Raw genomic sequence first — 26276 nt, forward strand, 5'->3', positions numbered from 1 at the left:
TTGTTCAGATTTGAAGGTATCAGGATCGTAAGATGGGCAAGGTTACTGGGTTTTTGGAGATCGACCGGCAGGTGGCAAAGTACCAGCCGGCATCCGACCGCATCCGCCATTTCCGTGAATTCACCATTCCCATGTCCGACCAGGAAGTGCAAAAGCAGGCTGCGCGCTGCATGGACTGCGGCATTCCCTATTGCCACGGGCCGACGGGGTGCCCGGTGCACAACCAGATTCCCGACTGGAACGACCTCGTCTACAACGGCAACTGGGACGAGGCGATCCGCAACCTGCACTCGACGAACAACTTCCCGGAGTTTACCGGTCGCGTATGCCCGGCGCCGTGCGAGGAAGCCTGCACGCTGAACCTCGAGGACGTGCCGGTGGCGATCAAGACGGTCGAACAGGCGATCGCCGACAAGGCCTACGAAATGGGATACATCGTGCCGCAGCCGGCCGTCACCAAGACCGGCAAGAAAGTCGCGGTCATCGGTTCCGGCCCCGCCGGCATGGCGGCCGCTCAGCAGCTTGCCCGCGCCGGTCACGAGGTCCATGTCTACGAGCGCGAGTCGAAGCCCGGCGGGCTGCTGCGTTACGGCATTCCAGATTTCAAGATGGAGAAGAATTTCATCGATCGCCGTATCGAGCAAATGCGGGGCGAGGGCGTCACCTTCCATTGCGGCATCAATGTCGGCGTCGACCTGCCGGTGCACAAGCTCCTCGACGACAATGATGCCGTGCTCTATTGCGGCGGCTCCGAGACCCCGCGCGATGCCGGAATCCCGGGCGTGAACTTTGAAGGCGTGCACGATGCCATGCCGTACCTCGTGCAGCAGAACCGCCGCGTCGGCCGCGAGAACATCGACAGCGTCGGCTGGCCCTCCGAACCGATCCTCGCCGGCGGCAAGCACGTCGTCGTCGTCGGCGGTGGCGACACGGCATCCGACTGCGTCGGCACGGCTTTCCGCCAGGGTGCAGTCAAGGTGACGCAGCTCGATATTCGTCCGCAACCGCCGGAGAAGGAAGACAAGCTCGCCGTCTGGCCATTCTGGGCGACGAAGATGCGCACGTCCTCCAGCCAGGCGGAAGGTGCGGTTCGCGAGTTCCAGGTCGCGACGCTGGAGTTCGTCGGTGACGAGGACGGTGTGCTTACCGGTGTCAAGTGCTGTCAGGTGGACGAGCGGCGCAAGCCGATCGCCGGAACCGAGTTCATCATCAAGGCCGATCTCGCCTTCATCGCCATCGGCTTCCGCGGTCCCTTCACCAACAGCGTGCTCAAGGATCTCGGCGACAAGCTGTCCCTCAATACCGACCGCCGCGGTTCGACCAACGTCGTCGCCAATGAGCGGGACTACAGGACGTCGGTCGACAAGCTTTGGACCGCGGGGGACATCCGCCGCGGCCAATCGCTCGTCGTCTGGGCGATCCGCGAAGGCCGGCAGGCGGCGCGTGCCATCGACGAAGCGCTGATGGGGTCGAGCGTCCTGCCGCGGTAGTCGCTTCCGCGTACAACTTTCACAGGCCTCGCAAGATGATTGCGGGGCCTTTTTCTTTGGGGCTCATTATTCCCGGGCGTCATTCTTGCGCTTGACCGGCCGAGCTCGAGGGATGGAGGGGGCGGAGTTCACGATGCACGACATCGGGCCATATCGGCACTCTCGTTCCCCCATGAAGCCGACAGATCGATTCGCCCGAGGCTCAGTTCGCGGTCACGGGCTTAGCGGCCGCCGACTGCGGTTTTGCCAGGCGGAAATCATCGATACGCCCAGGAGGGGCTACGACGACCTCGCCCTTTTCGATGAGCAGGTCGCGCGGGCTCTTGCCGGTGCTCTTCAACGGGGTGTCACCGCCGAGAAGCGCGGTCGCGCCGTCGAGTTCCGGATCGGTCAGACTGATCGGCTGTGTCTTGACGATATCCTCGTTCGCAAGCGGAGCTGTCACCACCAGATCTTTCAGCCCCTCCGCGCCCGGCACGTCCGTGTCGGTTGCTGCCGCCTCGCCAAGCAGCTTGCGGATGTCCTTCTCGACATAGAAGGCGAGCTTGCGCTTGCCAGCCTTGGTCAGGTTGATGCCGTCGGAACCACGCAGACGGACCTGCTGGCCGTTGATGTCGGAGCCGGTCAGCACGAATTTGCCGCCCTCGTCGACGAAGCCGTCCCAGATGTCGATGAACTGGCCGCCGGCCTTTTCGACCTCTTCGCGGAAGATGCCGTTGAATGTCACCATGTCGGCGGTCATGGCGCTCGATTGGAACGGTGGCATGCCGACCCAGAGAACCGGAAGCGAATCCTTGCGCGCCAGAGTTGCGAGAGCGTTGACCCGCTTGCGGTATTCCTCGGTCCAGACATCTGTGCGGAACTTCTCCTTGACGTCGCCGATCCGCATCAGCTGTCGGTCATTGGCACCGAGACTGACGACAATTACGGAAGGTTTCAGCTCTGCCACATAGTCTGGCAGGATCTTCGGCCAGTCGAAATAATCGTTGCGGACAAGGCCCGAAGAGCCGTTGGCGCGGGTTTCGACGATAATCCCCGGCGTTGTCTCGAAGGCAGTCTTCAGACCGTCGCCAAGGCTCCCGGCAACGAAATCGCCGACGACCAGGACCTTTTTCGCATCCGGCGATTTCTCGACAACCGGCGCCGGCGGCGGCGTTGCCGCCAGGCGCGGCTTGGCGCGTTGTTGGCGGCGCTGCTGCGGCTCTGCCGGTTGCTGCTGTCGGCGTTTCAGCACCCGTCGTGGCGCAGGCTGGCGGGGATAGTCGTACTGATCCCGGTAGTAGATGCGCCTTTGGGGAACGAAGACGCCGAAGAGCCTCTGCAGGACATTGCGCCGCGGGACCGGCTCCTGCGCTTCGGCCATGGTGGCAAAGAAGCCGGCGACGAGCATTGCCACGGCCCCTATAAGGATCGGCGCGAAACGAAACGGATGCAAGAACCGCTTCACCCCAGCGTCTCTGATTGGCAACATAATCGCTTTCACCGTCAAACGCAGCAATTCCAGGTGCTACAGCGAGTTTGCGCATCCATGACACGCGAGGCGCTGCATGTGCAACTCACTATAGCATACATACGCCAAATCACGGCGATTTGGGATCGAATGATCGGAAATCGCCGTGATTTGCAAAATTCGTGCGGAAGTGCCGTCAGTTGCGCAAGGCGCGCAGGAGGTGTTGCGTCGGTTCGCCATCCGGTGTCAGGCCGTTCTGGGTCTGGAAGGCCTGGATCGCGGCCTTGGAGCCCGAGCCGAAATTGCCATCGACCTCGCCGCTGTAATAGCCGAGCTCCTTAAGACGGTTCTGCAACTCGAACTTTTCGCTGATATCGAGGGATCCGTCCGGACGCGGCCAGCGCTGCTGCATTCCTGCGTAGCCGGCGATCTGGTCGGCAAGGAGGCCGACGCCGAGCGCATAGGAATCGGATGCGTTGTAGCGCTTGATCACGAAGAAGTTGCGCGTCATCAGGAAGCCCGGGCCGTTGCCGCCGGTCGGCAGTTTCAGTTCGGCGCGCGTGTTCGGGCTTCGGAAACCCTTGCCGTTCGGCCGGATGAAGCCGAGCGCTGCCCATTGGCCGAGGGTCTTCGTCTGGCCCGAATATTTCGCGGCGCTGGCCGGCGCCACGACTTCGTAGCCCCAGGTCTCACCCGGCTGCCAGCCATTCTTTTTCAAGAGGTTGGCGGCTGTGGCCAGTGCATCCGGGACCGAATTCCAGATGTCGCGGTGCCCGTTTCCGTCGGCATCGACCGCATAAAGCAGGTAGCTCGTCGGAATGAACTGCGTGTGTCCCATGGCGCCCGCCCAGGACCCGGTCAACTCGCGCGGCGTGATGTCGCCGCTTTGCAGGATTTTCAGCGCGGCGATCAACTGGGTTCTGGCAAATTTGGCCCGCTTCGGATCGGCATAGGCAAGCGTCGCAAGCGCGCGCGGCACATAGTGCAGCCGGTCGTCCTTTTCGAGGACGGCACCGTAGTTCGTTTCCATCGACCAGATTGCCAGGAGAATGTTCCTGTCGACGCCGAAGTGCCTCTCTAGATAGTTGAGCGTTCGGGCATGCTTGGCAGCCATTTCCTGGCCGACGCGCTTCGTGTACGGATTGACACGCGAGTCTATATATTCCCAAATCTTGTGCTTGAACTCGGGCTGGTAATTCGCCTTTTCGAGAACCGCCGGATCGGGCGTCTTCACGCCGGCGAACGCCTTGCGATAGGTCGCTTGGGTAATGCCGCTCTTGGCGGCGGTCGCGTAGAACTTGTTGATCCAGTTCTGGAAGCCAGGGTCCGCGTGTGCAGGTGCTGAACCAAGCGTAGCGGCGGTAACGATGAGGGCGGCGGCGATATGGCGGAAGAACGTTCTGCGGTTTCTGATCATCAGCTATCGGTTCCGTTTCTCATCGGAGCGTTCAGCCAGCGTTCATGCCGGGCGGAATACTCCGGTTTTGCAATGTCGCCCGCAGCATGCCGCGAAAGGGCAGCATGCGGTTCTCTTCACTCCGAACAGCGGAATCCGCATCGGATCAGGGGAGAAGCCTACAGAAACGAAGTCAACAAAGTCTTTACCATGAATAAGCCAGGTCGTCCTCTTTTGCAAAAAAATAGCAATCGGCGACTAATTCCAATCCAATTTGCCTTTTTGAGGCTAGAGTTGAGAACCACTGCAAGGAGGTGTCTATGACCGACAAGCATAAAGTCCGCAAAGCCGTGTTCCCCGTGGCGGGCCTTGGGACGCGTTTCCTGCCGGCGACCAAGGCGGTGCCGAAGGAGATGCTGACGGTGGTGGACAAGCCGGTCATCCAGTATGTCGTCGATGAAGCGCTGGAAGCAGGCATTGAGCATCTGATCTTTGTGACCGGCCGCAGCAAAGCGGTGATCGAGGACTATTTCGATATCCAGGTCGAACTCGACCAGACGCTGCGCGAACGGAACAAGAAGGCGGAAATCGAGCTGCTCGAGGCGATACTGCCGAAGGCCGGCACCACCAGCTTCACACGCCAGCAGGCGCCGCTCGGTCTCGGCCATGCGGTCTGGTGCGCGCGCGATCTCGTCGGCGATGAACCCTTCGCGCTTCTGCTGCCCGACATGATCATGAAGGGTGAGAAGGGCTGCCTCAAGGGCATGGTCGAACTCTACGAGCAAAGCGGCGGCAACGTGATCGCCGTCGAGGAATGTGCGCCCGACCAGGCGCAAAAATACGGCATCGTCGGCGTCGGCGACAAAATCGGCGACGGCTTCAAGATCACCAAGATGGTCGAGAAGCCCGCGCCCGGTACCGCGCCGTCCAACTTCTTCATCAACGGCCGCTACATCCTGCAGCCGGAGATCTTCCCGATCCTGGAACGGCAGGAGCGCGGCGCCGGCAACGAGATCCAGCTGACCGACGGCATGGTGAAGCTTTCCGGCATGCAGCCTTTCGCCGCCTATCACTTCCGCGGCGATACCTACGATTGCGGGGCGAAGGACGGTTTCATCCTCGCGAACGTCGCCTTCGCGCTCGAGCGCGGCGACATCAGGCCCTCCGTCGAGGAGCCGCTGAAGGCACTGCTGCAAAGCCTGAAGTGATCTCAGTCGGACTGAAAAGCGGGTCGCGCCAGAGGGCGCGGCCTTTTTTATTATGCAGTGACGCTCTTTACCGATCCTCTTCTTCGCTCTTGGATCATTTCATCGTTTTATTGAAACGATGAAATGATCCAACTCCTTGAAGCGACACAATTTCGGATGGAAAGCCGCTACCCACTTTTGCTGGAATTGCTCTAGCGCCTTAGCGTCAGACCGAGACCGATGCGGGCGGTGTCGCTCGACTCGCCGCGATCCCTGTTCGTTCGTTCGTAACTGACGTCGCCGGTGAGCGCGAGATAGCGGTTCATGTCCCAGGTCAGGCCGGTGCCGGTTCGCCAGGTGGTTTCGTCGGAGGAGATGGCATCCGACGGGAAGTTGCGCAATGTCACACTGTTCGACAGGCGGGCAACCAATGTCGAACGCAGTTCGCGGGTGACGATGCTGGTCAGCACATAGTCGATCGAGCCTGCGTCGCCAGGTGTCGTCGACGGGTCGAGATAGGTTGCGACACCGAGCAGGACGCCGGTGCCGCGCTGCGGCGACCAGTTGACGCGTCCGTCAACCGAAAGTCCGCGAAGATCGCCGAGCCGGTCGCCGTCGAAGCGGTAGGTCTCGTAACCGAGCGCGAGTTCGCCGTTGAGCTTTTCGCCAAGGTCGACTTCCAACCCGGCGCGGCCCGCGTAGCTTTGATAGGACCGCTCGAAGCCGAGCGTGTCCTCGCGCAGATCATAGTTCGACTTTCCGACCGACGCTTCGAGGAACGGGATAAGGGCCGGAGAAAGCTCGTAGCCGATGCGCGCGTTCAGAATGCCGATATTGCGGTTGCGGTCCTCGACGGAAAGCGTAGCCCCGTTGTCGAGCTCGACATCCCCATAGGTTCGGCGCTCGAAATCGGCACCGAGCGATCCGCGAATGAGACCGTAGTCGCGCTCGACGGCCCCGCCCAGCCGATAGATGTTGACGCCGGATTGCGTCTCGGCATTGGCAATCGCGTTTGGATCGTTGGCGTCTTCCCGTTCGAAGCTGTAACCGGCCCTCAGCCTGGCGGTCGTCTGCTCGCTGAGGTCGAGGCGCAATTCGGCGTCGAGGTCCGCGCGCGGTTCTTCTTCGCCCCGGCCCGATGTGTTGTTCTGCAAGACGCCTTCGCCGGTGATGCTCAGCTGGTGGCGAGACCAGTCCGAGGTGAGCGATCCCTTTAGACCGGTTTCGATGAAGCTTCGGCTCTCGCTGCGGCCCCCGGTCCTTTGCCGCTCGTGATTGAAGGTTTCGCTGAGGGCGGGTTTCAGGACGAACGTGCCGATGCGGATGCCCGGCGCCTGGCCCTCGTAGGGATCGATGCGCGCGCGCAGACCATCGATCGTGTCCTCGCGCCGGTTCAGGCGGTTGAAGTCCTCGTCGAGTGCCGGGGGAAGGTCGCTGCCGGCAACGGCACCGGTCGTTTGCGGGTCGGTGATCGCTGCGACATTTGCCGTTTGGCCGAGGGTACCAGGGGCCAAATTCGCGACCGGGGCGTCTGGAGGAGGGCTTTCCGCGCCGGCGGGTGTGCCGGCGAAGAGGGCGCAGCCCGCCACGAGCCACGCCCGCATCCTCGGACGCAAGGCGCCCGCTGTGGTCGAGCGTGAAATATTGGGCACCATGCGCCGTCTGTCCGCGAAAACGTGATTGCAATCGTTTCGCAACCGTAAAGGCGCGTGGTTAACCAATCGTTTCCAAATGGAAAATCCGGTTTCGAGACCGGTTTGCTGCCATGCGCTCAGGCACGCTCGACGGTCAGGTTCCGGCCGCTGCTTGCCACGATCCGCACGCGCGTGCCGACCGGCAGATCAGGCCCTTCGACCGACCAGGTCGTGTCGTCCAGGCGTACGCGCCCTCGGCCCTCTGCGATCGGTTGCTCCAAAACCGCCGTGCGGCCGACGAGGCTTTCGCCACGCTTGTTGAGCAGCGGTTCATCGCTCTCGACCGAGGAGGAGACGAAGCGCCGCCCGATGAGCACGGCGAACACCGAATGCAGCGCGAAGACGACGACCTGGATCTCCCAGACCCAGAATGCCGTATCCCAGAGGAGGAGGGACAGGCTGCCGGTAGCGAGCGCTGCGAACCCGATCCAAACCAGGAACACGCCTGGCAGCACCAGTTCCGCCGCCAGCAGGACGAGGCCGAGCACCCACCAGCTCCAGGGGCCGAGTTCGAGGAGGATGCGTGCGATCATGGGGACGCCCTCAAGAGGTCGTTTCGGACGAATTGCCGGCCGGACCGCTACGCGGCGTCGACTGGCGTGGGCGAGGCGAGCTAGGAGGCTGGCCCTCGCCGAAGACTTCCCTGGCGATGGCGCCGATGCCGCCGAGCGAGCCGATCAGCGAGGAGGCCTCCATCGGCATCAGCACGATCTTCTGGTTGTTCGCCGTGCCGATCGAAGCGAGCGCCTCGGTGTACTTTTGTGCGACGAAATAGTTGATCGCCTGCACGTCGCCGGCGGCGATCGCCTCGGAAACCATCCTCGTCGCCTTGGCTTCGGCCTCGGCAAGCCGCTCGCGCGCTTCCGCGTCGCGGAACGCGGCCTCGCGCTGCCCCTCCGCCTGAAGGATGGCAGACTGCTTCGAGCCCTCGGCGCGCAAGATCTGCGCGTTCCTGGCACCTTCGGCTTCGAGCACCTGAGCACGCTTTTCGCGCTCCGCCTTCATCTGCCGAGCCATGGCGTCGACCAGATCCTTCGGCGGGGCGATGTCCTTGAGCTCTACGCGGGTGATCTTGATACCCCAGGGGTTGGCAGCCTCGTCAACGACGTGAAGAAGCCGGTCGTTGATCGTGTCGCGGTTCGAAAGCAGCTCGTCGAGATCCATCGACCCCATCACCGAGCGGATGTTTGTCATCGTCAGATTGAGAAGGGCGTTCTCGAGATTGGACACCTGATAGGCGGCCTGCGCGGCATTTAGCACCTGATAGAAGGCCACCGCATCCGCCGCGACGCTGGCATTGTCCTTGGTGATGACCTCCTGCGTCGGCACATCGAGAACCTGCTCCATCACATTCATCTTCGCCCCGATGCGATCGATGAAAGGAATAATGAGGTTCAGTCCCGGCTCCATGGTCTTCGTGTAGCGGCCGAAGCGCTCGACCGTGTAGCGATAGCCCTGCGGCACCGTCTTGATCCCGGCGAAAAGCACCAGGACGACGAGAACGACGAATGCAATGACTGCGATATCCATGCCGCCCACCGACATATCTCCCTCTTCGCAACTCCAGCGTTTGGAGTGCCCCGAGAGTATGACGTGGCGATTCGGCGCAATAATTCAAGCGGTGTGTAGAGAAGGGCCGCCTAGAGCCAGCCCTCAAGCTCGCGGCGCACGACGTGATTGAGCACGGCCATGCCTTCCATGCTGTCGTTCAGACAAGGAATGTGCGCAAATTTCTCGCCACCATTGTGGTGGAAGCTTTCGGCGGCCTGGCCGGCGATTTCCTCCAGCGTCTCCAGACAGTCGGAAACGAAGCCGGGATTGACGACCGCGAGGCGCTTGATGCCGTCCTTCGCCAGCTTCTCGACGGTCTTGTCGGTATAGGGCTGCAGCCATTCCTCCGGGCCGAAGCGGGACTGGAAGGTGACCTGCAGCTTTTCCTCCGGCCAGCCGAGCTTCTCGCGCAATAGCTGCGCGGTCTGCTGGCACTGGAAATAATAGGGATCCCCCTTGTCGGAATAGCTCTTCGGAATGCCGTGGAAGGAGGCGAGCACGACTTCCGGCTCCCAGTCGAGCGCTGCAAGATGCTTGCTGATCGAGGCGGCGAGCGCATCGATATAGACCGGATCGTCGTGATAGGGCGGAACGGTTCGCAGCGCCGGCTGCCAGCGCATTTTCAACAGCGCCTCGAACGCCTTGTCGTTGACCGTTGCGGTCGTGGCCGCCGCATATTGCGGATAGAGCGGAAAGACGAGGATGCGATCGCAACCTTCCTTCTGCAGCACTTCCATGCGCGAGGCGATGGACGGTTGGCCGTAGCGCATCGCCCAGTCGATGACGACCGCCGGCCGATCGACAAAGGTCTTCGCCATCAGTTCGGCCTGATTGCGGGTGTAGGTGCGTAGCCAACTCTCATTCAGTTCTTTGTTCCAGATCAGCTCGTAGGTCTTGCCGACCTTGCCGGGTCGCGTGTTGAGCACGATGCCGTAGAGGATCGGATACCAGTAGAGACGCGACCATTCGATGACGCGCCTGTCGCTCAGGAACTCCTTGAGGTAACGGCGCATCGAGGAGTAGTCGGTGCCGTCCGGCGTGCCGAGGTTCACGAGCAGCACGCCGATCTTCCCGGATCTCACGGCAGGGTGGTCGGTGGTCGGTTCGGCGCGTGCGGTCGTCATCTCGGTCCTCATGGGCGCTTCTGGTTGCCAGCGCCGTCGGTCTCAAGCTCTTCTAAAAAGAAATGCCGGCGCGGGGAAGCCCGCGCCGGCCGATCTGCCAGAGGCAAATTGTCTTACTTGGCCGGAATTGCCAGCTCGCGGCCGATTTCGAGCCTGCGCGGAGCGGGCTCGCCGTTGGCTGCGGAGATCTTCTGCCAGAGCGCGCCGTCGCCATAGAAGGACTCGGCGAGGTCCCAAAGTGTGTCACCGCGGGCGATGACGTGCTTCTGCGGTCCGGCAGCCGCCGTCTCGGTTGCCGGCTGAGCGGGTGCGGCAGCGGTGCTCTCGGCCGGCTTCGCCTCCTCTGCCGGAGCAGCCATGTCGCTCGCAGTCGTGCCAGACGCCGCAGCGACTTCCGTGATGCGGCCATCGGTATAGGGCTTGAACGGCTGGTGCGCGGCAAGGTAGTCGGCGAGCACCGTCTCCAGCCCCGGACCGTAATCATAGGCGTTCTCGCCCTTGGTCTTGAAGACGTCATAGCCGTCGCCGCCGCCGCGCATGAAGTTGTTGCTGACCAGCGAATAGGTCTTTTCCGGGTCGAGCGCGGTGAAGGCCTCGCCCTCCTTCACCTCGACAGACACCAACCGGCTGCCTGCCGGCTTTGTGCGGTCGAAGGAATATTTGAGGCCGGCCACCTGCGGGAAGCGTCCGCCACCCTCTTCGATCTGGCTCAGACCGTTTTCCAGCGCGGCGCGAATGTCGGCACCTTTCAACTCGAAGGTCGAGAGGGTGTTCTGGAAGGGGAGCACGGTAATCGCTTCACCCATGGTCACGTCGCCGGCGTCGATCGAAGCGCGCAGGCCGCCGCCATTGGTGATGGCGATCGTCACACCCTGACCTTTGACGCGGTCGAGCATGGCGTCGGCCACCAGTGTGCCCATTTCGCACTCCTTGGCGCGGCAATTCTCGCGCGATCCATCGATCGGCGTTTCCGTCTTGGCGATGACCTTGGTTCGCAATTCTTCGATCGGCTTGGCGAGTTCCTTGATCCGGGCAAGCACAGCTTCGTCGGGCTTTACCGCGGAGTCGATGAGGATCGGATCGCCCTTGGCGGCCTTTACGACGCCGCTGTCATCGAATGTGACGACGAGGTCGCCAAGATATTTGCTGTAGGAGCCAGCCTGCACAACCGGCACCTTGTAGCCACCCGGATTGTCGACCATCGTGGGATAGGGGCCTTCCGCCTTCTCGTCGGTGTTGGACAACAGGCTGTGGGAGTGACCGCCGACGACGACGTCAACGTCCGGAATTTTCGCGATTGCCGCAAGGTCGCGCGGGTAGCCGACATGGGTCAGCGCAATGATCTTGTTGACCCCCTGTTTCTTGACTTCCTCGACAGCACTCGTGATCGTCGCGACGTCCTCGCCGATCAGGATGTCCGGTCCGGGAGAGGAGAGTTCGGGCGTGTCGTTGGCGACGGCGCCAACGATGCCGATCTTCTGGCCGCCGACATCGAGCACGATCGACGGTTTGATCCGGTCGCCGATCTTCGACTTGTGGCTTGGTAGCACGTTTGCCGTTACGACCGGGAAGGTGACTTTGTCGAGGAAGCTGGCGAGGCCGTCTTCGCTCTCGTCGAACTCGTGGTTGCCGACGGTCATCGCATCGAATTTCATCAGGTTCAGGAATTCCGCTTCCGCCGCGCCCTTGTAGGTGGTGAAGAAGAGCGAGCCCTGGAAATTGTCGCCCGCGTTGAGCAGAAGCATATTCTTGCCGGTCAACTCCTGGCGTTTCTGGTCGATCAGCGTCTTCAGGCGGGCGACGCCACCAAAGCACTCATTCTTACCTTCATCTTCCGCCGAGCAGGTCGAATCGAACTTGTTGATCGATTCGATACGGGAGTGGAGATCGTTGATGTGCAGGATGTTCAATTCATAATCGGCGAAGGCGGCGCCCGAAGAAAGGGCGAGAATAGACGCGGTCATGAGGCCGGTCCGTATGTGTCTGATCATGATGTTCTCCCGTTCTGCCTGTGGACTTCCGATCGATTGCGAAATCGCGAGGAATGCTCGATCCCCCCGACCGAGATGGCGTGGCGGATGTTTTCACCAGTTGCGGCCGACTTCAAGCGCTAAAGCCGCCCTTTCTTTGCCGGATTCCAACTACAGCGCCGCGCGTCCAATCGGACGCGCAAAAGGTCGCTATAGCACTTTGAATTGCTGCATCATTTTGTCTTTAAGTCGATCCCGATTAAGGAATCATGCAGTAGGGTTAAGCCGGCTGCCGAACCACACGACGCGGCCTTCGAAGGGCCGCGATGGCTGATGCTTTTCGGGCTAAAGATGCCGCACTTCGGCGGGCGTTTCCGCCCAATTGTCATTGCGACCATCGTAATAACTTAGAGGTGCTGCCATCAACTCGTCGGTGTCGACGCCATCGAGACATGCGATATTGATATTGAGATAAGGACTGCCCGTCATATTCGGGACATCGATGCGCTGGAAAGGGTGCACGCCGCAGTGCTTGCAGAAAAGGTGATGGGCCACCTTGTTCCTTCCCCGGTAGTCCGTCAGTTCGCGCTCGCCTTCGATGAGACGAAAAGCCTCGGGCCTCGCGCGAACCGACCACAGGCGCATCTTCGTGCAAATGGAACAATTGCACTTTCCGGTGCCGGCACCGATGTCCAGATCGGCCTCGAAACGGACTGCGCCGCAATGGCAGCTTCCCACATAGGTCCTCAGCATCATCTCCCCGTAGATCGGACGCGCGCTCCCGCTGGTCGATCAAAGAAAAGGCCCGCGCTTGGGCAGGCCTTCTTCATTCAGAAGGGTGTTGAACGGACCCTTCGTCACCGTGTCCATCCGGTTCAGCCGCGGCGCGCGAGCGAGAATTGTGCGCCGGAATCCGTGGTGCAGTTCAACTGGCTCTGGGTCACGAGCGCGCAGTTGACCTTCGACTGGGTGTTGCGCACCAGCGACGTCATGCTGATCTCGACAAGCGTCGGGCTGACATTGACGTAGTTGCCGGAGGCGAGGAGCTGGTTGGTGTCGGTGGTGCGTGTCGAGAAGGTTCCGCCGGCGAAGGTGGAAACGATGCCGTTCGGATCGACCCAGGCGCCTTCGACGCCGGCAGCCTGGCGAGGCGGCGGTCCGCCGATTTCCCGTGGCGACGACTGGCATGAAGCCAGCGCTGCCGCGGCGGCCAGAAGGGTCGGAATGGCGAAAGGCTTCATTGGCGTTTTCTCCCGCGTCTTGCCAAGGCGGTTTCGTTCTGTGCGCGAAACCATGCCGCGATCATGAGTTGAAAGCAAGACCGTCACTCAAATCTCGGCGATTTTGGATTGAATCGCTCCACGTCGTAAACGTGATCAATTCTAAGACGTTAGACCGCGATTTCCGTCACTCGGAACGGCAGGCCTTGCGCTGCCACGCAACCCCTATCGGCGCTGATAAGAAAGCCCGGAGCAGCTATGGTCCGGGCCGGATCTGCAACTTTATCTACTGCGATGTCAGCGGAAGAGGATGTTCCGGAACTGCCACGGATCCTTGGTGTCGAGGTCTTCCGGGAACAGGCCCGGACGGCCCTCGAGTGGCGTCCAGTCGGTGTAGTGGCCTTCGACCGGGCCGAGATAGGGAAGTTGCACTTCCAGGCAGCGCTTGTAGTCCATCTCGTCAGCTTCGACGATGCCTGCCTTCGGGTTCTCGAGCGCCCAGACCATGCCGGCCAGAACGGCACTCGTCACCTGCAGACCGGTAGCATTCTGATAGGGCGCGATACGCCGGGTCTCTTCCAGCGACAGGCGCGAACCATACCAGTAGGCGTTCTTGTCATGGCCGTAGAGCAGCACGCCGAGTTCATCGACGCCGTCGACGAGCTCGTTCTCGTCGAGAACGTGGTGCACCGGCTGCGCATTGCCGCCGTTGCCGAACATCTCGTGCAGCGAGAGCACCGCGTCGTTGTTGGGATGATAGGCATAGTGGCAGGTCGGGCGGTAGGTGACCTCGCCGTCCTTGTCGCGAACGGTGAAGAAGTCGGCAATCGAGATCGATTCGTTATGGGTGACGAGGAAGCCGTACTGCGGGCCGGGCGTCGGGCACCAGGTGCGCACGCGCGTGTTTGCGCCCGGCTGTTCCAGGTAGATCGCCGCCTTGCAGCCCTTCTTGTGCTTCTTGGCGTTCTTCGGCATCCAGTTCTCGTGCGTGCCCCAGCCGAGTTCGGCCGGCTGCAGGCCCTCGGAAATGAAGCCTTCGACCGACCAGGTGTTCCAGAACACGTCGAGCGGTTTCGGCTCCTTGCTGCGCTGTGTGTCGCGCTCGGCGATGTGGATGCCCTTGACGCCCGCTTTCTTCATCAGCTTCGCCCAGCCTTCGCGGTCGTCCTGATGCGGTTCCTCATATTTCAGGCCGAGATCGTCGGCGAGGTTGAGGAGCGCCTTCTTGACGAACCAGGAGACCATGCCGGGGTTGGCGCCGCAGGTCGATACCGCGGTGGTGCCGCCCGGGTTCTTCTGCTTTTCCTTGCGCACCGTTTCACGCAACGCGTAGTTCGTACGGGCCGCGTTGTCCATTTCGGTGTTGAAGTAGAAACCGAGCCAGGGTTCGACGACCGTGTCGATGTAGAGCACGTCGAGCTTGCGGCAGAGCTTCATGAGGTCGAGCGAGGAGGTGTCGACGGAGAGATTGACGCAGAAGCCTTGGCCGCCGCCCTCTGTCAGGAGCGGCTTCAGCAGCTCCTTGTAGTTGTCCTTGGTGACGTATGCCTTGACGTGACGCACGCCATGGCGCTCGAAAATCTCCGTGTCCTTGGCGTCTTCACGCGGTTCGACCACAATCAACCGGTTCTTGTCGTATTTGAAGTGGCGTTCGATCAGCGGCAACGTGCCGTGGCCGATCGAGCCGAAACCGATCATGACGATCGGTCCGGTGATCTCGCCATAAACCGGGTAAGTGGTATCTGCCATTTTGGTCTTCTCCTGAGAAAACATCCCTGTGAGGTTGGTTGAAACGCGCGGGGAAAGCGGGCGTTCGGGTCTCTGTTCAAGCCAGCAGCGCCGGGCGTTCGATGAACGCGCCGAAGGCGCCAAGGCACTGCGAACTAGAGTATCTTGCCCGCTTCCAGGTGAAATCGCTGAAAGCGGATGCTCTAAGAGCATAGTTTCCTGTCACAATAAAGAGCCGGCGCGTCAACCGCGACTTTAGACTTTGCTTAACCGGCAACCGCCAGCAACGCCGCGATCAGCGCCTCCCGCTTGCTTACAAGACCCTTGTAGGCAGCTTCAGGCAGCGTCAATTCGCGCAGTTGGGCAACGAAGGATTGTGCAAGCGCCGCCGCGTCGGGGTGGCTTCTGAGTGCGGCAAGCGGGTCTGAATAAATGCGGATCGTGAAAACGATCGCGCCGGTCTCGGGCAGTTTGCGAAGCGTCTGGCGTTCAACACGTATGAAGGTCCCATCTTCGGAAAGCGAGATCGCTTCTGCATCGACCCCTTCGGACTTCGACTTCGGCAAGTGCAGCGCGCCGTCGACGTTGATCGCCCAGTTGAAGCGTTCGACGAAGCGGCCGGGCGAAAGATTGTCGAACATGCGGCTGATGAGTTCGGCATTGCGCGTGCCTTGGCCGAAGCCCGGAACGGGCGCATGAATCTCGTGCATTGCCCGGCCGAATTTTTCTGCCAGCGACCAGGAGGATGGAAAGGCGACATAGGCGGCAGCAAGCCGCCAATCGCCATTCCTTCGCTCCATGATCGCAAGATCGTCCTGGATTAGCGAACCCGCGGTGACGAGAGGGGCGTCGCCGACGAGCGCCACCCGGCGCTTGCCGACGATCATCGCGTCGCCCTCTCGCCGGTAAAGCGCCGGATACTGCCTCGGTAGGTATTCTGTTAGGACATTCAGGAGTTCACCCTGCGCAGGCTCCGTTCCGGTCTCGGCAACGAAGACGGTCTCGCGCATCGAGGTGAGCGGCCGCTCCTTTTCGTCGAGATAGAATTCAAGCGCATCGTCCGGTTCGATCCACCGATCGGGATCGAGCTGGGCGAGGCCGATCGTGAAGGGTTTCGACGAGCCGTCGTAGGGGGTGTGCTTCATGCTGGAGGGCCGGAAGGTTTTGCGATTTAACCATATTCCCTTCCATTGGCATGGCGGGCATTCGGCCACAAGCGATTCGTGTTATAGCTCTTGCGCGTGTATATTCTTGCTGTAATTGCATTTCCCTAATGCGTTTACCCGGAGGGATTGAGATTTGACCGTGCTTGGCGACCATCTCCAGACCTTGATGGAACTGGAGGCCCGATCGCCCGTATTGATCGCACTTTATGATCAGCAGGACCGTTTGTGTTTTGCCAATGACGCATTTCGCGCCGCCTATAATCTCGCTCCGGACGACTTTCCGACTTGGGCCGATCTGATGCGGCGCAATTATGCCTGCGGCAAGGGCACGGTGGTGAAGACGGACGACATCGAAGCCTGGATCGCGGCCACGGTCCATCGGCGCGGAAAGGTCCCGTTTCGTGCGCTTGAAACCGACCTTCATGACGGCCGCTGGCTGTGGATGACGGAGACGGTCGACGCTAGCGGCTGGATGCTCTGCATTGCCGTCGATATCACCTCGATACGCGCGGAGGAACGCGAACTGCGGCAGGACCGCGATTTCGCGGTACGCGCGTCGCAAGTGGACGAACTGACGAGCGTGCCGAATCGGCGCTATACGATGAACCGGCTTAGCGAGTTCATTACCAACTGTACCGGCAACCCGGACATGTGGGGTTGCGTCGCGATCATCGACATCGACTATTTCAAGGCAATCAACGATCGCTATGGCCACCAGCGGGGCGATGAAGTGCTGCTCGATTTCGCCCGCCAGATGCAGGGGTTCGTCCGCCGCTCAGACTGCTTCGGCCGAATCGGCGGCGAGGAGTTCATGCTGATCCTGCCGGACACGACGGTCAGTGAAAGCCATCTCATTCTCGATCGGTTGCTGGACAAGGTGCGTAGCGCCCGCCCGCTTTCGAACATTCCGGAGTTCTATTACACCTGCTCGGTAGGGCTCGCGGAATACCGCGAGGGCGATACCGTCAACGACATTTACGCGCGAGCGGACGAGGCTCTTTACCTTGCCAAGCGCGAAGGGCGCGACCGGGTGAAACGCTATACTCTGGCGGGTTCAGACCACGAGTTTCGCCCGGATTAAACCTCGTAGGGAATTGCCGAGGTAGAGGCGTCCGCTTTCAAGATCGGCAAGGGAGAGCCGGGAAACGCGCGCGCGGCGCTGGCAGACGAGCTCGGTGCGCAGCACGCCGGCCAACAGGCCGCAGGCGATCGGCGGCGTCTTCAGAATGCCGCTTCCGTCATCGAGAAAGACCGAGGTTATCGTGCCTTCGCAGACCTCGCCCTTTTCATTCAGCAGAATGACCTCGTCGGCCTCCGCTGCGGAGAACTCGCTGCGCGCCGCCTCGAAGACCTCGCGTCGTGTCGTCTTGACCCGAAGCAGCCGATCGCTGGAATCGAGCCTTGTGGCAGCGATCCGCGCGCGCCAGACGGTATCGTGGGGAAGAGGGGAAAAGGGAGCGGTGGTCACGGCGATGACGCCGTGGCGATCAAGCGTCAAGCGGACCCGCAGCGGACCTTCGGCGCCGCGCACCGCCTCCTTCAGGTGCCCTTCCGCAGCGCCTGCGCCTGCAAAGCCAAGCCGCCTCGCCGAGCGCGTCAACCGGGCGAGATGCAAGCGAAGCCGGACGAAGCCGCTCTCCGGCTCGAAGCGCAGCGTTTCGATCAGGGAGAAATCCGTCATCGCGCAATCTCGGCGTCGCCGATGGCGAAGCGCGCCTTCAGCAGGCATTCGTCGTATTCCGCCTCGGCCTTCGAATCGAAGACGATGCCACCGCCGACATTGAAGACTGCCCGGCCGTCGGGAAACAGCGAAATCGTGCGGATTGCCACATTGAATCGCATGACGCGGTTCGGCGCGATGAAGCCGATAGCGCCGCAATAGGCGTCGCGCGGCCCGGATTCCAATTCATGGAGGATTTCCATCGCCCGGATCTTCGGTGCGCCGGTGATGGAGCCGCAGGGAAAGAGAGCCGCAAAAATATCGGCGATACCGGTATCGGGCCGAAGTTTGGCCCTGACGTGGCTCACCATCTGATGAACGGTCGGATAGGTCTCGATGTCGAAGAGTTTCGGGACGTCCAATGTTCCGACTGTGGTAACGCGGGAGATGTCGTTGCGCAGCAGGTCGACGATCATCCGGTTTTCGGCCTGGGTCTTTTCGTCCGCCCGCATCCCGGCAATGATCGCCGCGTCCTCCTCGGCCGTCGCGCCGCGCGGTGCCGTGCCCTTCATCGGATGCGTTTCGATCCAGCCGTCGGCGTCGACGCGGAAGAACAGTTCCGGAGAGCGCGAAAGGAGGACGGGACCGTCGAGCGCCACCAGCGCCCCGTATTTCACCGGCTGGCGCTCGATCAGCGACCAGAAGGCCGCGCGTGGGTCGCCCGACCAGCGCGCACGGATCGGCATCGTCAGGTTCGCCTGATAGCAGTCCCCTTGGCGAAGGTGCCGATGCAGGCGTTCGAACCGCGCGCGGTAAGCGGGAAAGTCCCAGCCGGCGCGAGGCTCGGAAAGAAAGGGTTCGTTTTCCGTCCGTCGCTGCGGTTCGGCAAGAGGGTGACCTTCCGCGGGCGCGTCGAAGACGCCGAAGGACATCAGCGGTGTTTCCCGGTTCTCCTCGGCAAAGGGCTCGAGCTTTTCCTCGAAGAGATGGCCGGCCTCATAGGCCATATAGCCGGCGAGCCACTTTCCGGCGCGGTGAGCGCTTTCGATTTCCGCAAGGCCGCGCCAGAATTCACTTCGCGTCCGCGCCGTGATCACGCGCGAGGGTTCAGCGAAGACCGTGGTCCGGTTCTCGCTGTCGTCCCGGAAAAGGACATAGGGCGCATTCTCGATCATCGAAGCTGGTCGTCGTCCGTTCAACATCCGGCCGTTGGAGCATTAGCCGGCGGCTTAGGCTGCCTTATCAAGCGCCTCCAACTCGTCGATCAGCCCCTCAATCATCGACAATCCCTGCGCCCAGAACGACGGATCTGTCGCGTCGAGCCCGAAGGGCGCCAGCAGTTCCGAATGATGCTTGGTTCCGCCCGCTTTCAAGAGCTCGAAATACTTCTCCTGGAAGCCTTTCTCGGCCTTTCGATAGACGGCGTAGAGCGAATTCACGAGGCAATCGCCGAAGGCATAAGCATAGACGTAGAAGGGCGAATGGATGAAGTGGGGGATATAGGCCCAGTAGGTTTCATAGCCCTCGGAGATCCGGATCGCAGGCCCGAGGCTTTCCGTCTGGATCGAAAGCCACATCTCGCCGAGGTCATCCGCGGTAAGCTCGCCGTCCTTGCGGGCGGTGTGGACCTTGCGCTCGAATTCGTAGAAGGCGATCTGGCGCACGACCGTGTTGATCATGTCCTCCACCTTCTGGGCGAGCATCGCCTTGCGCTCGCGCTTGTCCTTGGTCCGGTCGAGGAGCGCCCGGAAGGTCAGCATCTCGCCAAAGACGGAGGCGGTTTCGGCAAGCGTCAGCGGTGTCGAAGCCATCAGCGCGCCCTGTCCGCCGGCGAGTACCTGATGCACGCCGTGCCCGAGTTCATGGGCGAGCGTCATCACGTCGCGCGGCTTGCCCATGTAATTGACGAGCACATAAGGGTGGACGGACGGAACCGTCGGATGGGCGAAGGCGCCTGGCGCCTTGCCGGGCCGCACCGGCGCGTCGATCCAGCGGTCATCGAAGAAACGCCGGGCGATCGTGGCCATTTCCGGAGCGAAGGCGTGATAGGCGGAAAGCACCGTGTCCTTCGCGTCGTTCCACGGGATGAGCGCGTTCGGCGTTTCCGGCAGCGGCGCGTTCCGGTCCCAGAATTCCATCTGCTCCATGCCGAGCCACTTCGCCTTCATGGCGTAGTAGCGGTGCGAAAGGCGCGGATAAGCTGCCTTCACCGCGGCGGCCAGCGCGTCCACGACCTCCCGTTCGACGCGGTTGGCGAGGTGGCGGCTGTCGGCGATATCCTCGAAGCCGCGCCAGCGGTCGGAGATTTCCTTGTCCTTGGCGAGCGTGTTGGTGATCAGCGTGAAGGTGCGGATGTTCGCCTTGAAGGTTTCGGCGAGTGCCATCGCCGCCTTCTTGCGGGTCTCGGGCGAGGGGTCCTGCAGAAGGTTCAGAGCAACCTCGAGCGGCAACGCCTCGCCGTCGACGTTGAAGGTGAGCGCCGCGACCGTCTCGTCGAACAGTCGGTTGAAGGCCGTCGCGCCGGTCATCGATTTCTCGAGGAAAAGCTGCTCCAGCTTGTCATCGAGCTGATAGGGCTTGTCCTTGCGCAGGTCGAGGATCCACGGCTTGTAATGTGCTGCGAGTGTGTCGTTCTTCAGAGCCGCATCGATGATGCCGTCCTCGATGCGATTGAGTTCCAGCGAGAAGAACAAGAGATGAGCCGACATGTCGGTAAGCTTCGACTGAACGTCACCGTAAAGCTTGCCGTTTGCAGGCTTCGACGTGTCGGAGAAGTAGGTCAGCCCGGCAAAGGAGGCGATCCGCCCCATCAGGTCCTCAAGCGCTTCGAACTCCTTCACGGCCGCGCCGATACCCTCGTCACCGGTCTTGCCGGCCGCCTCCGTAAGCTTGCCCTTCCATTTCTTCTCGAATGCGATCGCGTCGGCATCCGCCTTCGCCAGGTCGGAGCGGAACTCTTCCGCCGTGGAAGAGACGTAAAGATCTTCAAGGCGCCAGGACGGCAGATCGCCGAGATCGGCGGCAACGCCATGCGCCTGTCCGGCCGTCGCGCGAACCGCGGATTGAGTGGCGTAAGCTGCAAGGTTTCGAGCGGATAGCGGCATCTTCGGATTTCTCGCGTTGTGGCTGGGGCAACAAGCCATATGGGCCTCTTTGCTATCGCCGCCAATGGATAAAATGCAAGCTTTTCTCAAAACATGATGTTCAGCCCTTTATGGCACGAATGGCTGGCATGATTTGGCACATGAGGTTGGCCAAAGAGTACCGCGTGTCCTAAGCAGGAGGCTTTCGTGACATCACATATTCTTGTCATCGATGACGATCCGGTCCAGCGCCGGTTGCTGACGAACATGATCGAACGGCTGGGTCACGTCGCCCATCTCGCCGACAACGGCCGCAGCGGTCTCGAAGTGCTGGTGCGCAAGGGCGGTATCATCAACGTCATCCTGCTCGACCTCCTGATGCCCGAGATGAACGGCCACGGTTTTCTCGAAGCGCTTGCCGAACGCGGCGTCGATACGCCCGTGATCGTCCAGACCGGACAGGGCGGCATCGAAACGGTGGTCCACGCCATGCAGGCCGGCGCCTTCGACTTCCTCGTCAAGCCGGTCTCGCCGGAGCGGCTCTCGGTCGCGATCGGCAACGCGCTGAAGATGGCGCACCGCGACGGCAAGGTGAAAACGTCGCGTCGGTCGCGCGGTGGCGCGATCGGCTTCGACGACATCGTCTCGGCCAGCCCGGCGATGATCCGGGTCATCGATCTCGCCCGTCGCGCCGCGCAGTCCAATATCCCGATCGTGCTTGAAGGCGAATCCGGCGTCGGCAAGGAGATGGTAGCGCGCGCGATCCAGTCGGCAAGCGACCGGGCCGGCAAGCCGTTCGTCACCGTCAATTGCGGTGCGATCCCGCACAACCTGGTCGAAAGCATCCTCTTCGGTCACGAGAAGGGCGCCTTTACCGGCGCAACCGAAAAGCACACGGGCAAATTCGTCGATGCGGATGGCGGAACGCTCTTCCTTGATGAAATCGGCGATCTGCCGCTCGACGTTCAGGTCAAGCTGCTGCGTGCCGTCCAGCAGGGCGAGATCGAGACCGTTGGCGCGCGTCATCCGCAGAAAGTGAACGTGCGGCTGATCTCGGCCACCAACAAGGATCTCATCAACGAGGTGCGCGAAGGCCGGTTCCGGGAAGATCTTTATTACCGCCTCAACGTCTTCCCGATCACCATTCCGGCGCTGCGCCGGCGCAAGGAAGATATTCCGGTGCTGGTGCGCGCCTTCGTCGAGCGCTTTGCCGCGGAGCAGCGGCTCAATGCACCGCTGACGGTGTCGAGCGGCGCGATGGCGCTGCTGACGGCCTATGACTGGCCGGGCAATATCCGTCAGCTCGAAAACGCGATTTTCCGCGCGGTGGTGCTCGCGGACGGCAACGAACTCACGGTCAAGGATTTTCCGCAGATCGCGACCCAGATCCCCGGCTATGTCGTCGCCGATCGTTCGGGTTTCTCCTGGGGCGAGGCCGGGCCGGAGCGCGCTCCGACGCTTGCCGGATATGCTCCGAACGCTCATGCCGATTTGAAGGTCGCGGAACAATCAACGTCCCGGGAGCATGCGCCGGATAACCGTCTGGAGAACGCCATTGCCAGCGTCGATGAAGGTGGCGACGTGCGCAAACTCGCCGAGGTCGAGGAAGAACTGATTCGTTTTGCCTTGAAGTTCTACCGCGGGCAGATGAGTCAAGTGGCGCGAAAACTCGGAATCGGGCGCTCGACGCTCTACCGAAAGCTCAAGGATTACGGCATAGATCCCGATAATCCGCTGCGCGAAGCCGCATAAATTCGACGCATTCACAACTGATTAGCCGTGCAATTAGGTCACCGCCGTTTAGACCTTGTTAGTGAACTGTTCACTATATTATAAGGGGCGGTGACGACTGTGGCATATTTGCCATGCTGTCACCTTATTTGACAGTCATCTGAGACAACAAAGCACGGTTGTCCGTCGGACGGGGATTGAATGCCAAATTTGTTCGGTTTGAAGAAGCCAGTCGGCTTCTTAGCGCGCAGAGTCTGCTCGGCGATCGCCCGCAAGGCGCCGCAGGTTCTTGCCTCAATCGCTTTGGCGGCGTCCCTCGTCACGCCGGGCATGGCACCTCCGGTCGAGGCCGCTGGCCAGACCCGAACTTTGAAGCTCTATTTCATCCATACGAAGGAAAAGGCGCAGATCACCTTCAAGCGCAACGGCCGCTACGATTCCAAGGGGTTGCAGCAGGTTAACCGTTTCCTGCGCGACTGGCGGCGCAATGAACCGACCAAGATGGACCCGAGGCTTCTCGACCTCATCTGGGAAGTCTACCAGAAGAGCGGTTCGCGCGATTATATCCACGTCGTTTCCGCCTATCGCTCTCCGGCCACCAACGGCATGCTCCGGTCGCGCTCCAAAGGCGTCGCCAAGAAAAGTCAGCACATGCTCGGCAAGGCGATGGATTTCTACATCCCTGACGTTCGGCTCAAGACGCTGCGCGAGATCGGCATGAAGTTCCAGGTCGGCGGCGTCGGCTATTACCCAACGTCCGGCTCTCCTTTCGTCCACATGGACGTCGGCGGCGTACGCGCCTGGCCGCGCATGACCCGCAACGAGCTCGCGCGCCTCTTCCCGGACGGCAAGACCATGCACGTACCTTCCGACGGCAAGCCGCTGCCGGGCTACCAGCAGGCCGTTGCCGATTACAAGCGGCGCGTCGGGGCCTCGGCCATCGAAGTTGCCGGCGGCGGCGCCAAGGGACCGGGCGACGTCAGCGGCAAGCGCAGCGGCAATCTCTTCGCCATGCTCTTCGGCGGTGGCGGCGACGAGGATGAAGAACCAGCGGCAATCGCCGCCGGCGCCGCGGACGACGGCGAGGGCGAGGCACCGGCCGCATCCGCGCCGGCTGCGCAGGAAGCGCTTCCGGGCGTCGCGGGATCGGTCGCCGGCTCGACCACGGAAGAACAGCAGAACATCAATGCGCCGGTTCCGGCCGTGCGCCCGGCGTTCAAGGATGCGCCGGCCAATGGCGGCGTCGCGGTTGCGCTTGTCGCTCCCGAGAAGAACACCGCCCAGGAGGCGCTGGCTGCGGCCATGCAGCAGACGCCGGCCGTGCCGTCGGAATATGCGGATCTCAGCACGCTGAAGGTGCCGGTTCCGCAGATGCTTGATCGTCGCGATATGAATTCGCTGGTTGCCAACGAAACGCTTGTGGCGTCTGCCGACGCTGCGGTCGGCGACACCGAAGCTCAGGCGCTTGCTTTCGTGCCGGTGCCCGCGATGCGTCCGGCCGGAGAAGCTGCTCTTGCGGCCGTTGCCGGAGTCGAGGTTGCCGTCCCGGCTTTCGTCGATCGTCCGGTTGTAGCGTCCGCCGAGGCGCCGAGCGACGTCGCTGCTGAGGCGGCAACGCGTGTGGCACTCGCGGCGCCGACAGCAGAACCCGAACCGACCGCACAACCGATTGAAATGGCCGCCTATGCGCCGCAGTCCAGCGCGAGCTCGAAGGCGTCGGTTTTCGACAGCGCCTTCGGCACGCAGGCGGAGGCACCGGCGAAGAGCCATCGGCCGAAGAAGCGGGACGCAGAAGCTGCGAGCCGTTCGTCCGTCCGCACCGAGCCCAAGCTGACGCAGAAGATCATTTCGGAATGGGCGCTTTCGACCGGTCGCGTCGCTACCCTGTCGAAACCCGTCAAGGCACCGCGTTTCGTCAGCAAGTCGCTTCGGGTGGCTCCGACGACAGTCTATGCTGCGGGCTTTACGAGTGGCGTCCGCGCGGTCGATACGGCACGCTTCAGCGGCAGTGCAGTAAATTTCATGGAAGTGAAGAAGTTCAGCACCAACTGATCGCTGCCCTTCCCGGAACAAAAATGCCCGCCGGACGCACCGGCGGGCATTTTGTTGGAATCCGGCGGCGTACTTATGCTGCGTCTTCGGCTGCGGGAACCATGCCCAGCGCCTGCAGATAGGTGTCAAGGATCGCTTCCTGTTCCATGCGCTCGTCATGGTCCTGCTTGCGGATGGAAATGACCTTGCGCAGGATCTTGGTGTCGAAGCCCATCGACTTTGCCTCGCCATAGACATCCTTGATGTCATCGGCGATGGTCTTCTTTTCCTCTTCCAGCCGTTCGATCCGTTCGATGAAAGCGCGAAGCTGGTCGCGTGCGACGCCGTGAGCATCCGACATGATCTTCTCCTTATGTGGGGATGAATTTCCTGGGTGCTGTGACCTGCCGCGAACCGCAGCCGAGGTCAAGGGCGATTGCGCAACAGCGGCGCGATTTCCCGGAACACGATCCTGGAAAAATACGACGCGTTTTCCGCCTCCACCGCGTCGCCAGCCCAAGTGGAATTATGGAGAAGCTTATTCCTTCGGCCGGTTGCGCTCGAAGGCGAGCTTTTGCTCGGCGGATGCGTCCGTTTGATGCTGCGCGCGCCACTCTTCATAAGGCATGCCGTAGATGGCCTCGCGCGATTCCTCCTTGCTCATCTCTATGCCGGAGGCTTCAGCCGCTTCCCGGTACCAGTTGGACAGGCAGTTGCGGCAGAAGCCGGCGAGATTCATGAGATCGATGTTCTGAACGTCGCTGCGTTCGCGCAGATGCGCCACCAGCCGCCGGAAGGCCGCGGCTTCGAAAGCGGTTTGCTGATCCTGGCTGAGTTCCGTCATCATAGTGTCTCCTCTGACAGCGCCCGTGCGTCTTATCGGATGCGTAAAGGACGCTGTAGCACTTTGAATTGGTGCATGTTTTATCCTTAAATCGGCTGCGATTTAAGGGAAGCATGCAGTGGTCAGCCGTCATAGGCGCCCGTGCGCGAGGGGTGCCGCTGATAGTCATGCAGCATCGGCAAGCTGTTGAGTTCCGCCAGAACGGGGACGAGGCGCCGAGCCCAGGCGGCAACGCCGGTCGCGTCGGCGATCAGGTCCTGGCGGATCTCGATCAGAGCGTGGGCGATGCCCGGCGTCATGCAATGCCGGTACATGGTATCGCCGCGCAGTGCCCCATCATAGGGCTCATTGTTGCCGACGACGATATCGCCCGTTGCTTCAAGCCGCTCTATCAGCGGAAACGCCGCGCGCGGGTCGTTGTCCCAGAGCACCGCGACGTGCCACGGGCGGGCGATACCCTTCCAGGTCGGCGTGAAGGAATGAAGCGAGATCACCAGCGGCGCCCTTCCCCCCGCCGCGGCGGCCTGCGCGATGGTCTCGGACACGGCGCGGTGGTAGGGGCGATGGAAGCGGTTTAGCCTGTTCTCCCATTCCTCGTCCGTGATCGGATGATTGCCGGGGATGATCGCGCCGTCGGAGATCTTCATGATCAGCGTCGGGTCGTCCTCGCCGCGGTTCGGATCGATCAGCAGCCGCGAGAAGCAACCGAGCACGGCCGGCGCATCGAGTGCGGCGGCCAATTCCCTGGTAAGCGGCTCGACGCCGATGTCATAGGCGATGTGACGGGCGAAGGCGCTTTCCGGAAGTCCTAATCTTCCGTATTCCGGTGGAAGGCGATTCATGGCGTGGTCGGCCAGAAGAACGAGACCATTCGCCGGATTTCCTTCAACGATCTCGTAAGGGGAATAGTGCTGCATGCCGCTCCTGCTCGATCTGCCAACGCCGGCTCGT

The 26276-nt window shown here is 61.7% G+C and carries 22 protein-coding genes; 5 read left to right on the forward strand and 17 right to left on the reverse strand.

Going from position 1 to position 26276, the window contains the following annotated elements:
• Nucleotides 1–32 precede the first annotated feature (32 nt).
• Nucleotides 33–1490 (forward strand): glutamate synthase subunit beta, encoded by a 1458-nt coding sequence (locus tag ILFOPFJJ_RS03260; protein WP_173509128.1) that lies wholly within the window; start codon nt 33–35, stop codon nt 1488–1490.
• A 202-nt stretch (nt 1491–1692) separates the two neighbouring features.
• Here ILFOPFJJ_RS03260 and ILFOPFJJ_RS03265 read toward each other — a convergent pair whose 3' ends face one another.
• Together ILFOPFJJ_RS03265 and ILFOPFJJ_RS03270 are read right to left on the reverse strand one after the other, a co-directional pair.
• A complete protein-coding gene (locus tag ILFOPFJJ_RS03265; protein ID WP_173509129.1) occupies nt 1693–2961 on the reverse strand; it encodes an SGNH/GDSL hydrolase family protein in 1269 nt (422 codons plus the stop codon).
• Between the two features lie 175 nt (nt 2962–3136).
• Complete coding sequence (locus ILFOPFJJ_RS03270) at nt 3137–4357, reverse strand: lytic murein transglycosylase (protein ID WP_173509130.1); 1221 nt, start codon at nt 4355–4357, stop codon at nt 3137–3139.
• A 299-nt stretch (nt 4358–4656) separates the two neighbouring features.
• Here ILFOPFJJ_RS03270 and galU point away from each other — a divergent pair, with 299 nt between their 5' ends.
• The gene (gene galU / locus ILFOPFJJ_RS03275; protein WP_173509131.1) at nt 4657–5544 is read left to right on the forward strand and encodes a UTP--glucose-1-phosphate uridylyltransferase GalU; all 888 of its coding nucleotides are present in this window, start codon (nt 4657–4659) and stop codon (nt 5542–5544) included.
• Between the two features lie 191 nt (nt 5545–5735).
• On the opposite strand, the gene ILFOPFJJ_RS03280 is transcribed toward galU, so the two are convergent.
• From ILFOPFJJ_RS03280 to ILFOPFJJ_RS03320, 9 genes are all read right to left on the reverse strand, one after another.
• The gene (locus ILFOPFJJ_RS03280; protein WP_173509132.1) at nt 5736–7178 is read right to left on the reverse strand and encodes an outer membrane beta-barrel protein; all 1443 of its coding nucleotides are present in this window, start codon (nt 7176–7178) and stop codon (nt 5736–5738) included.
• A gap of 116 nt (nt 7179–7294) precedes the next feature.
• Nucleotides 7295–7750 carry an NfeD family protein gene (locus ILFOPFJJ_RS03285; protein ID WP_173509133.1) on the reverse strand — a complete coding sequence of 152 codons (456 nt, stop codon included), beginning with the start codon at nt 7748–7750 and terminating at the stop codon, nt 7295–7297.
• A 10-nt stretch (nt 7751–7760) separates the two neighbouring features.
• Nucleotides 7761–8756, reverse strand: a complete 996-nt coding sequence (locus ILFOPFJJ_RS03290; protein ID WP_173509134.1) for an SPFH domain-containing protein — start codon at nt 8754–8756, stop codon at nt 7761–7763.
• A gap of 101 nt (nt 8757–8857) precedes the next feature.
• Entirely contained in the window at nt 8858–9892 is a 1035-nt protein-coding gene (hemH, locus tag ILFOPFJJ_RS03295; RefSeq protein WP_173509135.1) for a ferrochelatase, read from the reverse strand.
• Between the two features lie 113 nt (nt 9893–10005).
• Nucleotides 10006–11883 carry a bifunctional metallophosphatase/5'-nucleotidase gene (locus ILFOPFJJ_RS03300; RefSeq protein ID WP_173509136.1) on the reverse strand — a complete coding sequence of 626 codons (1878 nt, stop codon included), beginning with the start codon at nt 11881–11883 and terminating at the stop codon, nt 10006–10008.
• A gap of 324 nt (nt 11884–12207) precedes the next feature.
• Nucleotides 12208–12615, reverse strand: a complete 408-nt coding sequence (locus ILFOPFJJ_RS03305; protein ID WP_173509137.1) for a GFA family protein — start codon at nt 12613–12615, stop codon at nt 12208–12210.
• 122 nt (nt 12616–12737) lie between these two features.
• Nucleotides 12738–13103: an outer membrane lipoprotein Omp10 gene (gene omp10, locus ILFOPFJJ_RS03310; protein ID WP_173509138.1), complete on the reverse strand. Its 366-nt coding sequence runs from the start codon at nt 13101–13103 to the stop codon at nt 12738–12740.
• A gap of 276 nt (nt 13104–13379) precedes the next feature.
• On the reverse strand, nt 13380–14831 hold the full coding sequence (locus tag ILFOPFJJ_RS03315) for a homospermidine synthase (RefSeq protein ID WP_173509139.1): 1452 nt from the start codon (nt 14829–14831) through the stop codon (nt 13380–13382).
• Between the two features lie 245 nt (nt 14832–15076).
• The gene (locus tag ILFOPFJJ_RS03320; RefSeq protein WP_173509140.1) at nt 15077–15955 is read right to left on the reverse strand and encodes a heme-dependent oxidative N-demethylase family protein; all 879 of its coding nucleotides are present in this window, start codon (nt 15953–15955) and stop codon (nt 15077–15079) included.
• A gap of 160 nt (nt 15956–16115) precedes the next feature.
• On the opposite strand from ILFOPFJJ_RS03320, the gene ILFOPFJJ_RS03325 reads away from it, so the two are divergent.
• Nucleotides 16116–17057, forward strand: coding sequence for a GGDEF domain-containing protein (locus ILFOPFJJ_RS03325; RefSeq protein WP_173510142.1), 942 nt, complete (start codon nt 16116–16118; stop codon nt 17055–17057).
• On the opposite strand, the gene ILFOPFJJ_RS03330 is transcribed toward ILFOPFJJ_RS03325, so the two are convergent.
• Genes ILFOPFJJ_RS03330 through ILFOPFJJ_RS03340 form a run of 3 tightly spaced genes read right to left on the reverse strand, consistent with a single transcriptional unit; the run spans nt 17031 to nt 20740 of the window.
• On the reverse strand, nt 17031–17657 hold the full coding sequence (locus ILFOPFJJ_RS03330) for an aminotransferase class IV family protein (RefSeq protein WP_173509141.1): 627 nt from the start codon (nt 17655–17657) through the stop codon (nt 17031–17033). The two genes, ILFOPFJJ_RS03325 and ILFOPFJJ_RS03330, sit on opposite strands and share 27 nt — an antisense overlap.
• Entirely contained in the window at nt 17654–18811 is a 1158-nt protein-coding gene (locus ILFOPFJJ_RS03335; protein WP_173509142.1) for an aminodeoxychorismate synthase component I, read from the reverse strand. Before ILFOPFJJ_RS03335 ends, ILFOPFJJ_RS03330 begins: the two co-directional genes overlap by 4 nt.
• 54 nt (nt 18812–18865) lie before the next feature.
• Nucleotides 18866–20740, reverse strand: a complete 1875-nt coding sequence (locus ILFOPFJJ_RS03340; protein ID WP_173509143.1) for a M3 family oligoendopeptidase — start codon at nt 20738–20740, stop codon at nt 18866–18868.
• Nucleotides 20741–20926: 186 nt separating this feature from the next.
• Between ILFOPFJJ_RS03340 and ILFOPFJJ_RS03345 the strand changes: the two genes are divergently transcribed.
• Both ILFOPFJJ_RS03345 and ILFOPFJJ_RS03350 read left to right on the forward strand, forming a co-directional pair.
• Nucleotides 20927–22471, forward strand: a complete 1545-nt coding sequence (locus tag ILFOPFJJ_RS03345) for a sigma-54-dependent transcriptional regulator (protein ID WP_173509144.1) — start codon at nt 20927–20929, stop codon at nt 22469–22471.
• Between the two features lie 180 nt (nt 22472–22651).
• On the forward strand, nt 22652–24502 hold the full coding sequence (locus ILFOPFJJ_RS03350; RefSeq protein WP_173509145.1) for a peptidoglycan L,D-endopeptidase MepK: 1851 nt from the start codon (nt 22652–22654) through the stop codon (nt 24500–24502).
• A 73-nt stretch (nt 24503–24575) separates the two neighbouring features.
• Here ILFOPFJJ_RS03350 and ILFOPFJJ_RS03355 read toward each other — a convergent pair whose 3' ends face one another.
• From ILFOPFJJ_RS03355 to ILFOPFJJ_RS03365, 3 genes are all read right to left on the reverse strand, one after another.
• On the reverse strand, nt 24576–24842 hold the full coding sequence (locus ILFOPFJJ_RS03355) for a DUF2312 domain-containing protein (RefSeq protein ID WP_173509146.1): 267 nt from the start codon (nt 24840–24842) through the stop codon (nt 24576–24578).
• Nucleotides 24843–25019: 177 nt separating this feature from the next.
• A complete protein-coding gene (locus ILFOPFJJ_RS03360) occupies nt 25020–25325 on the reverse strand; it encodes a DUF1244 domain-containing protein (RefSeq protein WP_173509147.1) in 306 nt (101 codons plus the stop codon).
• A gap of 122 nt (nt 25326–25447) precedes the next feature.
• Nucleotides 25448–26242: an N-formylglutamate amidohydrolase gene (locus tag ILFOPFJJ_RS03365; protein WP_173509148.1), complete on the reverse strand. Its 795-nt coding sequence runs from the start codon at nt 26240–26242 to the stop codon at nt 25448–25450.
• Nucleotides 26243–26276 lie beyond the last annotated feature (34 nt).

It is taken from the genome of Sinorhizobium psoraleae (assembly GCF_013283645.1).
In the GTDB taxonomy this organism is placed as follows: Bacteria; Pseudomonadota; Alphaproteobacteria; order Rhizobiales; family Rhizobiaceae; genus Sinorhizobium; species Sinorhizobium psoraleae.

Coding starts and splice junctions, on each gene's coding strand:
- ILFOPFJJ_RS03340 (WP_173509143.1), bottom strand. CDS start 20,740: ATGCCGCTATCCGCTCGAAACCTTGCAGCTTACGCCACTCAATCCGCG.
- omp10 (WP_173509138.1), bottom strand. CDS start 13,103: ATGAAGCCTTTCGCCATTCCGACCCTTCTGGCCGCCGCGGCAGCGCTG.
- hemH (WP_173509135.1), bottom strand. CDS start 9,892: ATGACGACCGCACGCGCCGAACCGACCACCGACCACCCTGCCGTGAGA.
- ILFOPFJJ_RS03280 (WP_173509132.1), bottom strand. CDS start 7,178: ATGGTGCCCAATATTTCACGCTCGACCACAGCGGGCGCCTTGCGTCCG.
- ILFOPFJJ_RS03330 (WP_173509141.1), bottom strand. CDS start 17,657: ATGACGGATTTCTCCCTGATCGAAACGCTGCGCTTCGAGCCGGAGAGC.
- ILFOPFJJ_RS03335 (WP_173509142.1), bottom strand. CDS start 18,811: ATGATCGAGAATGCGCCCTATGTCCTTTTCCGGGACGACAGCGAGAAC.
- ILFOPFJJ_RS03355 (WP_173509146.1), bottom strand. CDS start 24,842: ATGTCGGATGCTCACGGCGTCGCACGCGACCAGCTTCGCGCTTTCATC.
- ILFOPFJJ_RS03320 (WP_173509140.1), bottom strand. CDS start 15,955: ATGAAGCACACCCCCTACGACGGCTCGTCGAAACCCTTCACGATCGGC.
- ILFOPFJJ_RS03265 (WP_173509129.1), bottom strand. CDS start 2,961: ATGTTGCCAATCAGAGACGCTGGGGTGAAGCGGTTCTTGCATCCGTTT.
- ILFOPFJJ_RS03365 (WP_173509148.1), bottom strand. CDS start 26,242: ATGCAGCACTATTCCCCTTACGAGATCGTTGAAGGAAATCCGGCGAAT.
- ILFOPFJJ_RS03285 (WP_173509133.1), bottom strand. CDS start 7,750: ATGATCGCACGCATCCTCCTCGAACTCGGCCCCTGGAGCTGGTGGGTG.
- ILFOPFJJ_RS03270 (WP_173509130.1), bottom strand. CDS start 4,357: ATGATCAGAAACCGCAGAACGTTCTTCCGCCATATCGCCGCCGCCCTC.
- ILFOPFJJ_RS03300 (WP_173509136.1), bottom strand. CDS start 11,883: ATGATCAGACACATACGGACCGGCCTCATGACCGCGTCTATTCTCGCC.
- ILFOPFJJ_RS03315 (WP_173509139.1), bottom strand. CDS start 14,831: ATGGCAGATACCACTTACCCGGTTTATGGCGAGATCACCGGACCGATC.
- galU (WP_173509131.1), top strand. CDS start 4,657: ATGACCGACAAGCATAAAGTCCGCAAAGCCGTGTTCCCCGTGGCGGGC.
- ILFOPFJJ_RS03360 (WP_173509147.1), bottom strand. CDS start 25,325: ATGACGGAACTCAGCCAGGATCAGCAAACCGCTTTCGAAGCCGCGGCC.
- ILFOPFJJ_RS03260 (WP_173509128.1), top strand. CDS start 33: ATGGGCAAGGTTACTGGGTTTTTGGAGATCGACCGGCAGGTGGCAAAG.
- ILFOPFJJ_RS03305 (WP_173509137.1), bottom strand. CDS start 12,615: ATGCTGAGGACCTATGTGGGAAGCTGCCATTGCGGCGCAGTCCGTTTC.
- ILFOPFJJ_RS03350 (WP_173509145.1), top strand. CDS start 22,652: ATGCCAAATTTGTTCGGTTTGAAGAAGCCAGTCGGCTTCTTAGCGCGC.